The sequence below is a fragment of the Oleiphilus sp. HI0086 genome (assembly GCF_001635225.1).
Genome location: NZ_LWFZ01000844.1, coordinates 1 through 1,236, shown reverse-complemented (window position 1 = coordinate 1,236; position 1,236 = coordinate 1). Strand labels below are relative to the sequence as shown.

Below are 1,236 nucleotides of genomic sequence, written 5' to 3'. Positions count from 1 at the left end.
CAACCAAGCGTACGGAAGCGTACCGACTTCATCTCTACCTTTTCACCTTCTTCAATCGGCATACGTTCATCATCAACCATGATCATGACGCCGTCACGTTCAACAACAGGTCGCTTCGCTGAGAAATAAAGTGGAACGATATCGATGTTTTCCAGGTGGATGTACTGCCAGATATCAAGTTCTGTCCAGTTAGATAAAGGGAATACACGAATGCTTTCACCTTTATTAATCTTACCGTTATAAGTATTCCATAATTCAGGGCGCTGATTCTTTGGGTCCCAGCGGTGGTTTTCATCACGGAAAGAGTAAACACGTTCTTTAGCGCGAGACTTTTCTTCGTCACGTCGTGCGCCACCGAAGGCTGCGTCAAACTGATATTTGTCCAGTGCTTGTTTAAGACCTTGGGTTTTCATTACGTCGGTGTGCTTGGCACTACCGTGAGTAAAAGGTCCGATGCCTTGATCAACGCCTTCCTGGTTGATATGCACGATCAGATCGAAGCCATACTTTTTAACGGTCTCGTCACGAAACTTGATCATTTCCTGGAATTTCCAGGTAGTGTCAACATGCATTAGAGGGAAAGGTGGCTTACCTGGTGCAAAAGCTTTGCGAGCCAAGTGCAGCATAACAGCGGAATCTTTACCGACAGAATAGAGCATTACCGGATTATCAAATTCAGCGGCTACTTCTCGAATGATGTGGATGCTTTCAGCTTCCAATTGCTTTAAATGAGTCAAATTGTATTGCGACATATATGTAACTCTTACCAGAGGTCAATAAACGAAAAAATCGTGTTTAAGTGGATAGCTGCTATTTCTATAGGCTGCTACCTAACAAAAGGGTGCGGAATTATAACAGGCTTGTCGCTNNATANTNANNTTTGGTCTAGACTCATAGATAATCCCAATCACACCAAGCGGCACACGCATCTTGCCAACCTGAATACCGGAAGGCATATACTTGAGATCGTTAATAATTCCAACAGGATCATCAAGCCCTGCTACTTGCTGCAAGCCTTCAATCATGCCATCTATACGCGCTGGCGTAAGCTCCAAACGATCAAGCATCGCATCATCCAAACCATTTTCACGCCCAGCCTCAAGATCCTTTTTATTCTCTTGAATCAACATATCACGCTTGGCATTCAAAGCATCAGCGGTTGCTAATAGAGCTTTGTTTTTTAATCCGGTACTGACTGAAGTCATCTGGCTAGCAGCTTGACGAGCTGCCTCACCC

Annotated in this window: 1 protein-coding gene and 1 pseudogene; both read right to left on the bottom strand. The window is 44.4% G+C overall.

Translation table 11 applies throughout. The features are described 5' to 3' along the window. Window positions 1–752, bottom strand: a 752-nt coding sequence (gene cysD / locus A3756_RS15220; protein WP_068553805.1) for a sulfate adenylyltransferase subunit CysD, incomplete at its 3' end; no start/stop codon positions are given. Between the two features lie 129 nt (window positions 753–881). Then, window positions 882–1,236 (bottom strand): annotated as a pseudogene (locus tag A3756_RS27770) (gamma-glutamyl-phosphate reductase); the annotation flags it as partial.